Below are 9,161 nucleotides of genomic sequence, written 5' to 3' on the forward strand. Positions count from 1 at the left end.
CTGATGAATTCCCACCCGCCAGCCCGGCCGCCACCCCTGAAGGACACGCTCCGCGCGACAGCGCTTTCACGGCGTCGGAGCTGTCCTCGCCAGGAACCGCCTCAGAACCCCCGGCGGTGCCGGTTGACGGCCCACCGCAAGCGGCTCCGCCACTTCTAAAACACAACCTGTAACCCGGTCCGCGCGGCGGGGCCGTCCCTTCCCGGGGCGGCCCCGCCGTCGTGTGTCGTGGCGCCCATTCTGGTGTATAACGACCTATACTGGTGGGCGTGAGCGAATCCGAGCAGGTGCATCCGCGCGCGCCCGTCACGGCGGCGGATGTGCTGTCCTGGCTAGAAGAAACCGCCGAGGCAGTCCGGTACGGGCGGGTCAGCGCGGACGACCTGATCACCGTGCTCGGCGAGCTGCGGCAGGCCTCGGCCGCGTGCGCGGACGCGTCGGACTGGGTGCTGCTCGCGGCGCGGGAGGAGGGGGCGAGCCTGCGGCAGATCGCGCCGGTGTTCGGCAAGGGCTACGTGCGCGCGCCCGCGGCCCGGCTGGAGAAGCTGCACCGGCAGGCGCTGAACTCCCGGCAGTGGCTGGAGATTCTCCGGCAGCGCGCGGACGGTGTATAAGGTCCTGCGAGCACTGACATAAACGGCATGGATGTCTCGTGCTCGCCGTCGAGCATTCCGCAGAGAAGGGACAGGGCCCTGCGAATCGGACTCGGCCTGGCCGCGGTGGGCCGGCCCGCCTACATCAACCTGGGCAGGGTGTCGGAGCTGCCGCCCGAGCGCAGCGTCGACGCCATGCGGCGCACCACCTACGCGGTGCTGGACGCGGCCTACCGGGCCGGGGTCCGCTGGATCGACGTGGCGCGCTCGTACGGGCGCGCGGAAGAGTTTTTGGCGGGCTGGCTGGACAGACGCGGGTACACGGACCTCACGGTGTCCAGCAAATGGGGCTACACCTACGTGGGCGCCTGGCGGCTGGACGCGGCGATGCACGAGGTCAAGGAGCACTCCGCGAGCAGCTTTTCCCGGCAGTGGTCGGAAAGCCGCGCGCTGCTCGGGCGCTCGATCAACCTCTACCAGGTGCACTCGCTGACACTGGAGAGCCCGTTGTTCACCGACGAGCCCTTGCAGAGAGCGCTTTCCGCGCTGACCGACGACGGGGTCCGCGTCGGCTTCTCCACCTCCGGCCCGCGCCAGGGCGAGGTGATCCGGCGCGCGTTCGAGCTGGAGGTGGCCGGGCGGCCGATCTTCACCTCCGTGCAGTCCACCTGGAACCTGCTGGAGCCTTCGGCGGGCCGCGCGCTGGCCGAGGCGCATATGGCGGGGAATCTGGTGCTGGTGAAGGAAACCCTAGCCAACGGGCGGCTGGTGGTGAAACCGCCGCCGGTGCTGGCGCGCATCGCCGCGCGGCACGGCGTCGGCCCGGATGCGGTCGCCGTCGCCGCGGTGCTCGCCCGGCCGTGGGCGAACACGGTCCTCGTCGGCCCGGCCAGCCCGGAGCAGCTGGCCGCGAACCTGGCCGCCATGCAGGTGAAACTGACCGAGGCGGAACTGCGTTCGCTGGCCACGATCGCCGAGCCGCCAGGGGAGTACTGGGGGCGGCGGTCCTCGCTGCACTGGCGCTGAAGGCTTCGGATACCCTCGGCGCCCAGCAACAGAACACGAAGGGGATGGCCACGGTGCGTCACAAGCGGATGGTGATCCTGGCGGCGGTCGTGCTGACCGGGGTCACCGGCTGCGCCGACCGGCCGAACGATCTCGAGACCTACTACGAGAAAACGCCCGGCGCGGCCACGACGACGACACCGGCCGCGTCGTCGGCTCCGGCTTCACCGGCGGGACAGGCCGCGGCGAGCAGCGCGCGCAGCGCTGTCGTCGACGACGTCGTGGCGGCGGTGCTGACGAAGCAGGATCTGGCCGGAGAAGGCGTGCGTGCGGCGACAACCCAGGCGGAGAACGAAGCGTGCTTCGCGGCCGTGCCGTCGGGGGACCCGCGTGGCGCGAGCTGGACCTACTCCAGCGGTTCGACGTTCAAGCAGCAGGTCACCGGTTACCTCGCGCAGCCCGCGACGGACGTGCTCGCGCAGGTGCAATGCGACGGGCAGAAGCTGAACGTGGAGCTGCCTTCGGGCGCGCAGGCCGTGCGCGGCTGGTGCGAGGGCAGCACGTGCACGGTGCTGCTCGCGGCCGGGCATGTGTTGTCGGGCCTGCAAGTCACCGCCAGCAGCGCGAGCCGCGCGGCCGACGCGGTGAAGAGCCTCGCGCCACTCGCGGCGAAGAAACTGCCCTCGGCGCAGGGATAGCGGCAGCCACGGGAAGTGGCCTCCGCGGGTGCTGGGCTCGGCTCAGTGGTCGTGGCGGCGCGGAACCTCGGGACGTGGCGTCGGTGGCGCGCCGGGTTCGAGGGTGTCGGAGCTCGCTCGGCGCTAGTGGCGGCGGGATCACGGGCAGCGTGACCGGCGGCGCGGCGCTGCCTTCGGCGCGGGAATCGCGGCTGCCACGGGAAATGCCACCGGTGGTGCGGTCGGTTCGAGGGTGCCGGGGCTCGGCGGTAGTGGCGGCGGAGCAATGGGAACGCCACCGGGGCGCGGTCGGTCCGGCGGTGCCCTGGCTCGGCGACAGCGGCAAAACGACACGAAATGCCACAGGCGGCGCCAGCCCCGCCCCGGCTCAGCGGTAGCGCCGGAACCATTCGAGGATTCCGGCGCGGCCGTCCGGGATGAGCGGGCTGTCCGGGTCCTTCGCCCAGTTTTCCAGCTCCGCCAACGGCATCCAGCCGCCCGAGACGATTTCCTCCGGCTGGTGCACGACCGGGCCCTCCCAGCGGGCGGAAAACGTGAAGTTGTGGCAGCGGTGCGGCGGCTGTTCGAAAACGTGCGTGAACATCGGCTCCAGCGGCACCCCGCTGATGCCCAGTTCCTCGGCCAGTTCGCGGTAAGCGCATTCCTCCGGCGTCTCCCCGGCGGCCACCACACCACCGGCCCAGCAGTCGTAGAGCCCGGGGAACACGTCCTTGCCCGGGGACCGGCGGTGCACGTAAGCGCTTTCACCGTCACCCGAAAGCACCAGCACCTCGCCCGCCGCGTGCCAGAGCCCGCGGGCCCGCATTTCACGCCTGGTCGCGCTGCCCGCCACCGCGCCGGCCTCGTCGTAGACCGCCACCAGCTCCTCGTCCATGACGGCCCAGACTAGGGCGGGCGGGTGGTTTACCGCGTCGCAACCGGCGGGTCACTCACCCCGGCTCGCGGCTACCCGTAGGCTTGGCACATGCGGCGGATCATGGGAACCGAGGTCGAGTACGGCATCGCGGTGCCGGGCGACGCGACCGCGAACCCGGTGCTGACCTCGACACAGGTGGTGCTGGCCTACGCGGCCGCGGCCGACATCCCCCGGGCGCGCCGGGCGCGCTGGGACTACGAGGTGGAGTCCCCGCTGCGGGACGCGCGCGGCTTCGACCTGGCCGGGCCGGGCGGCCCCGGGCACGACCCGGACGTCGAGGACCTCGGCGCGGCCAACGTCATCCTCACCAACGGGGCCCGGCTCTACGTCGACCACGCGCACCCCGAGTACTCCGCGCCGGAGGTCACCAACGCGCGGGACGCGGTGATCTGGGACAAGGCCGGCGAGCGGGTGATGGAGGAGGCCGCGCTCAAGGCGGCCACGGTGCCGGGGCAGCCGCCCCTGCAGCTGTACAAGAACAACGTGGACGGCAAGGGCGCCAGCTACGGCACCCACGAGAACTACCTGATGTCCCGCTCCACGCCGTTCACGTCGGTCATCGGCGGGCTCACCCCGTTCTTCGCCTCGCGCCAGGTGGTCACCGGCTCCGGCCGGGTCGGCGTCGGCCCGCAGGGCGAGGAGGCGGGTTTCCAGCTTTCCCAGCGCTCGGACTACATCGAGGTCGAGGTCGGCCTGGAGACCACGCTCAAGCGCGGGATCATCAACACCCGCGACGAGCCGCACGCCGACGCGGACAAGTACCGCAGGCTGCACGTGATCATCGGCGACGCGAACCTCGCCGAGTACTCCACGTACCTGAAGCTGGGCACCACCGCGCTCGTGCTGGACATGATCGAGGCCGGTCAGCGCTTCGACGACCTCAAGCTGGACGAGCCGGTGCGCGCGGTGCACCAGATCAGCCACGACCCGACGCTCAAGACGAAGGTCGCGGTCGCGGGCGGCAAGAAGTACACCGGGCTGGACCTGCAGTTCGCCTACCACGAGCTGGCCGCGGCGCACCTGGAGCGCGAGGGCGCGGACGAGCAGTCCAAGGAGGTCCTGCGGGTCTGGGGCGAGATCCTGGACGCGCTGGCCCGTGACCCGGCCGAATGCGCGGACAGGCTGGACTGGCCCGCCAAACTGCGGCTGCTGGAGGGCTACCGTCAGCGCGACCAGCTCGCGTGGGGCGCGCCGCGGCTGCACCTGGTCGACCTGCAGTACTCCGACGTGCGGCTCGGGAAGGGCCTGTACAACCGGCTGGTCACCCGCGGCTCGATGAAGCGGCTGGTCACCGAGGAGGAGGTGCAGGCGGCGATCACGAACCCGCCGCTGGACACCCGCGCCTACTTCCGCGGCCGGACATTGGAGAAGTACGCGACGTCGATCGCGGCCGCCTCGTGGGATTCGGTGATTTTCGACGTCGGCCGTGAGTCGCTGGTGCGCATCCCCACGCTGGAACCCTTGCGGGGCACGAAAGCCCACGTCGGGAAGCTGCTGGACGAGTCGGCGACGGCGGAGGAACTGGTGGAGGCCCTCACCGCCTCCGACTAGCCGTGTTCGGTCGGTTACCCCGATTGTCGGTGGCACTGGGTAGGCTGGAACCAACAGCTCACCGGGAGGCGAGATGGCTCAGGAAAAGATCGAAAAGCACGGCGGCGGGGACTCGGATTCCGAGGCCGAAGGCGCGGCTCCGGCCGGCCAGGAGCGCCGGGAGAAAATGGGCGAGGACGTCGACACGATCCTGGACGAGATCGACGACGTGCTCGAGGAGAACGCCGAGGACTTCGTCCGCGCCTACGTGCAAAAGGGCGGCGAGTAGGGGCCTCTCGCCCGAACCCCTTTTTTTCCACCGCTGACCTGACTTGATGGGAATCACGAGCACGTATGGAACACACCTCGGGTGCTTCGCTGCCCGCCGCCTTCTTCTCGACCACGACCTCGTCGTTCGCCGAGTTCCTCCGGCAGCAGGAACCTGACCTGCTGCCCCGGAACCGGTACGCCGCGGACAGGGCCGTGCGGGAGCTCGACGCGCCGCACGGCACCACGATCGTGGCCGTCACGTTCGCCGGCGGTGTCCTCATCGCCGGCGACCGGCGGGCCACCTCGGGCAATGTGATCTCCGCGCGCGACATGGACAAGACGCTGGTCACCGACGAGTACTCGGCGATCGGGATCGCCGGCACCGCGGGCATCGCGCTGGAACTGGCCCGGCTCTACGCCGTGGAACTGGCCCACTACGAGAAGATCGAAGGCGTCCCGCTGTCGCTGGACGGCAAGACGAACAAGCTCGCCACGATGGTCCGGGGCAACCTGGACGCGGCGATGGCCGGGCTCGCGGTCGTCCCGCTGTTCGTCGGCTACGACACCGAGGCCGAGGACCCCAAGCACGCGGGGCGCATCGTGTCCTTCGACGTCGCCGGCGGGCGGTACGAGGAGCGGTCCGGGTACGCCTCCATCGGTTCGGGCTCGGTGTTCGCCAAGGGCTCGCTGAAGAAGCTCTACGACCCGGACGCCGACGAAGAGGCCGCCATCCGCACCGCCGTGGAAGCGCTCTACGACGCCGCGGACGACGACACCGCCACCGGCGGCCCGGACCTGGTCCGCCGGATCTTCCCGACCGCGGTCGTCATCACCGCCGAGTACGGTGCCCGCGAACTGTCCACCGACCGCGCGGCCGCGGTGGCCGAAGCCGTGGTCGCCGACCGCGCCGCGCAGGCCCGCGGCTGAACCCCCACCGTCCCCCGAGCACTTTGGAGCACACGCCGTGACGATGCCGCTGTACGCCTCCCCCGAGCAGTTGATGCGCGAGCGTTCGGAGCTCGCTCGCAAGGGCATCGCGCGCGGGCGGAGCGTGGTCGGCCTGAAGTACGCCAACGGCATTCTGTTCGTCGCCGAGAACCCGTCCACCACGCTGCGCAAGTTCTCCGAGATCTACGACCGGATCGGCTTCGCCGGTGTCGGCCGGTACAGCGAGTACGAAGCGCTGCGCGTGGCCGGGATCCGGCACGCGGATCTCAAGGGCTACCAGTACGACCGCCGTGACGTCAGCGCCCGCGCGCTGGCCAACTCCTACGCGGCCACCCTGGGCAGCATCTTCACCGAGCAGCTCAAGCCGTACGAGGTGGAGATCTGCGTGGCCGAGGTGGGCGCCACCCCGGCCGAGGACCAGCTGTTCCGGCTCACCTACGACGGCTCGATCTTCGACGAGCCGCAGTTCGTCGTGATGGGCGGGCAGACCGAGCCGGTGGTCAACAAGCTGAAGGAGACCTTCGTCGAGGGCGCGGAGCTGCAGGAGGCGCTGCGCTTCGCGGTGGAGGCTCTCCGTCCCGCCACGCAGAACAACGGGGACAGCGAGCCCGTGAAGCTCGAGGTCGCCGTGCTGGACAGGGGCCGTCTGCGCCGTACTTTCCGCCGCATCAACGGCGCGGCGCTGGAAGCGCTGCTGCCCGCCGCGCCCGAGCCGGAGGAGGGCGACAAGCCCGCCGAGGGCGAGGGAGACTCGTCCGGCAGCTGAGCCGCATTTCGCCACCGGAGCCGCCGTCCACCGTGCGTGGGCGGCGGTTTTCGTTCCTGGCGGGCGGTTTCGCGGCGGTCCCGGCGTGCCGCGCGGGCCGGGGTGAACCGGTCCGGAAACGCCCGGCGATCAAGTTCGCGGCGTGTCGACGCCCGAACGGCCCACCGCCGACGGGGGGAAAGCGCCTAGCATTGAGAGATGCAGCGGCGGATTTTTGGCATCGAGACCGAGTTCGGGGTCACGTGCACCTTCCACGGGCAGCGTCGGCTTTCGCCGGACGAGGTGGCCCGGTACCTGTTCCGGCGGGTCGTGTCGTGGGGACGCTCGTCCAACGTGTTCCTCTCCAATGGTTCCCGGCTCTACCTCGACGTGGGCTCGCACCCCGAGTACGCGACGGCGGAGTGCGACGACCTGGTGCAGCTGGTCACGCACGACAAGGCGGGGGAGCGGATCCTCGAGGACCTGCTGGTGGACGCCGAGCGGCGGCTGGCCGACGAGGGCATCGGCGGGGACATCTACCTGTTCAAGAACAACACCGACTCCGCGGGCAACTCCTACGGCTGCCACGAGAACTACCTGGTCACCCGTGCGGGTGAGTTCTCCCGGATCGCCGACGTGCTGCTGCCGTTCCTCGTCACCCGCCAGCTGATCTGCGGCGCGGGCAAGGTGCTGCAGACCCCGCGGGGCGCGGTGTACTGCCTTTCCCAGCGCGCGGAACACATCTGGGAAGGTGTGTCGAGCGCCACAACGCGCTCGCGCCCGATCATCAACACGCGCGACGAGCCGCATGCCGACGCCGAGCGTTACCGCCGCCTGCACGTCATCGTCGGCGACTCGAACATGGCCGAGCCCACGACGCTGCTCAAGATCGGCACCGCGAACCTGGTGCTGGAGATGATCGAGCAGGGCGTGCAGTTCCGGGACTTCACCCTGGACAACCCGATCCGCGCCATCCGCGAGATCAGCCACGACCTCTCCGGCCGCCGCCCGGTGCGCCTCGCGGGCGGGCGTGAGGCTTCGGCGCTGGACATCCAGCGCGAGTACTACGGGCGCGCGGTGCAGCACGTGAAGGCCAACGACTCCGGTCCGACCGCGCAGCGCGTGATCGAGCTGTGGGGCCGGGCGCTGGACGCGGTGGAGCAGCAGGACTTCAGCAAGATCGACACCGAGATCGACTGGGCGATCAAGCACCGGCTGGTGGAGCAGTACCGGGCCAAGAACGGGCTGGATCTGTCCAGCCCCCGGGTGGCCCAGCTCGACCTCGCCTATCACGACATCCGGCGGGGTCGCGGCATCTTCGATCTGCTGCAGCGCAAGGGCCTGGTCCGGCGCATCACCGACGATGGTGAGATCGAGCTGGCCAAGGACACCCCGCCGCAGACGACGCGGGCGAAGCTGCGCGGTGACTTCATCGCCGCGGCTCAGGCCGCGGGGCGCGATTTCACGGTCGACTGGGTGCACCTGAAGCTGAACGACCAGGCGCAGCGCACCGTGCTGTGCAAGGACCCGTTCCGCGCCGTGGACGAGCGCGTGGACAGGCTGATCAGCTCGCTCTGAGTTCCCGCGAAAACGGCCTGCCGCCGGCAGGCCGTTTTTCGTTGCCCCGGTTCAGCGTTCCGGGTCCTGCCCGGTCGGCCGGACGACGATCTCGTTCACGTCCACGGTTTTCGGTTGTTCGAGCGCGTAGCAGACCGCGCGGGCGATGTCGTCGGGATCGAGCTTCGGTTTGCGGCGCATCTCTTCGGTGATGAGCTCGGTCTCCACGATGCCCGGTTGGACCAGGGTGACCCGCACTCCCGTGCCCACGGCCTCGGCGCGGATCGACCCCGCGAGTCCCGTCACCGCCCACTTCGTCGCCGAATATAGGTTCGCCGGCCGGATATAGCGGCCCGCGACCGAGCCGGTGAGCACGAGGTGTCCTTCCGTCTTCGCCAACGCGGGCAGCGCGGCGCGGGCGGTGATCGCCGTGCCGTAGACGTTGGTGAGCACCATTTCCCGCCATTGCCGGGGATCGGTGCCACCCTTGCCGAAAAATGAGACCGGGAGCATCTGCCCCGCATTCGCGAACGCCGCGTCGAGCCTCCCGAACCTTTCTTCGGTGGCGGCGACCGCGCCCGAGATCTGGTCCCAGTCGGCGACGTCCGCGGCCAGGGCGAGAGCCTTGTCCGCCCCCAGCTCCTCGACGAGCGGCGCCAGCGATTCGGCGTTGCGGGACACCAAAGCAAGCCGATACCCGGCAGCCGCGGCCCGGCGCGCGGTGGCGGCGCCGAGCCCCCGCGAGGCCCCGGTGATGAGCAGTACGCGATCGGTCATACGGGAGAGAATGGCGTGATCAGCCCGCCCCAGCAACGAAAGCCAAACCCACCCGACGCCCCGCGCCACCACCAAACGGCCACCCGGCAACGCGAAGCGAGCCGTCCCGACGGCCACACCCC

At 70.3% G+C, this 9,161-nt stretch carries 10 protein-coding genes; 8 read left to right on the forward strand and 2 right to left on the reverse strand.

The window, feature by feature from the left end; all coding sequences use genetic code 11:
• Positions 1-269: 269 nt before the first annotated feature.
• Genes FPZ12_RS44535 through FPZ12_RS44545 form a run of 3 tightly spaced genes read left to right on the forward strand, consistent with a single transcriptional unit; the run spans position 270 to position 2,296 of the window.
• On the forward strand, positions 270-614 hold the full coding sequence (locus tag FPZ12_RS44535; protein ID WP_144761312.1) for a hypothetical protein: 345 nt from the start codon (positions 270-272) through the stop codon (positions 612-614).
• A 27-nt stretch (positions 615-641) separates the two neighbouring features.
• Positions 642-1,619 (forward strand): aldo/keto reductase, encoded by a 978-nt coding sequence (locus FPZ12_RS44540; protein WP_144761315.1) that lies wholly within the window; start codon positions 642-644, stop codon positions 1,617-1,619.
• A 44-nt stretch (positions 1,620-1,663) separates the two neighbouring features.
• The gene (locus tag FPZ12_RS44545; protein ID WP_243770359.1) at positions 1,664-2,296 is read left to right on the forward strand and encodes a hypothetical protein; all 633 of its coding nucleotides are present in this window, start codon (positions 1,664-1,666) and stop codon (positions 2,294-2,296) included.
• 367 nt (positions 2,297-2,663) lie between these two features.
• Here FPZ12_RS44545 and FPZ12_RS44550 read toward each other — a convergent pair whose 3' ends face one another.
• Positions 2,664-3,170: an NUDIX hydrolase gene (locus FPZ12_RS44550; protein ID WP_144761318.1), complete on the reverse strand. Its 507-nt coding sequence runs from the start codon at positions 3,168-3,170 to the stop codon at positions 2,664-2,666.
• A 90-nt stretch (positions 3,171-3,260) separates the two neighbouring features.
• On the opposite strand from FPZ12_RS44550, the gene dop reads away from it, so the two are divergent.
• The 5 genes from dop to pafA all read left to right on the forward strand — a co-directional run bounded on the left by dop (position 3,261) and on the right by pafA (position 8,283).
• Positions 3,261-4,763, forward strand: coding sequence for a depupylase/deamidase Dop (gene dop / locus FPZ12_RS44555; protein WP_144761319.1), 1,503 nt, complete (start codon positions 3,261-3,263; stop codon positions 4,761-4,763).
• A gap of 73 nt (positions 4,764-4,836) precedes the next feature.
• Positions 4,837-5,031 carry a ubiquitin-like protein Pup gene (locus FPZ12_RS44560; RefSeq protein ID WP_144761321.1) on the forward strand — a complete coding sequence of 65 codons (195 nt, stop codon included), beginning with the start codon at positions 4,837-4,839 and terminating at the stop codon, positions 5,029-5,031.
• 65 nt (positions 5,032-5,096) lie between these two features.
• On the forward strand, positions 5,097-5,939 hold the full coding sequence (prcB, locus tag FPZ12_RS44565; RefSeq protein WP_144761324.1) for a proteasome subunit beta: 843 nt from the start codon (positions 5,097-5,099) through the stop codon (positions 5,937-5,939).
• A gap of 37 nt (positions 5,940-5,976) precedes the next feature.
• Entirely contained in the window at positions 5,977-6,726 is a 750-nt protein-coding gene (gene prcA / locus FPZ12_RS44570; protein WP_144761327.1) for a proteasome subunit alpha, read from the forward strand.
• A gap of 198 nt (positions 6,727-6,924) precedes the next feature.
• On the forward strand, positions 6,925-8,283 hold the full coding sequence (pafA, locus tag FPZ12_RS44575; RefSeq protein ID WP_144761330.1) for a Pup--protein ligase: 1,359 nt from the start codon (positions 6,925-6,927) through the stop codon (positions 8,281-8,283).
• Positions 8,284-8,334: 51 nt separating this feature from the next.
• Here the strand turns inward: pafA and FPZ12_RS44580 are convergent, their stop codons facing one another.
• Positions 8,335-9,039 (reverse strand): SDR family oxidoreductase, encoded by a 705-nt coding sequence (locus FPZ12_RS44580; RefSeq protein WP_144761333.1) that lies wholly within the window; start codon positions 9,037-9,039, stop codon positions 8,335-8,337.
• Positions 9,040-9,161: the final 122 nt, after the last annotated feature.

It is taken from the genome of Amycolatopsis acidicola (genome assembly GCF_007713735.2).
In the GTDB taxonomy this organism is placed as follows: domain Bacteria; phylum Actinomycetota; class Actinomycetes; order Mycobacteriales; family Pseudonocardiaceae; genus Amycolatopsis_E; species Amycolatopsis_E acidicola.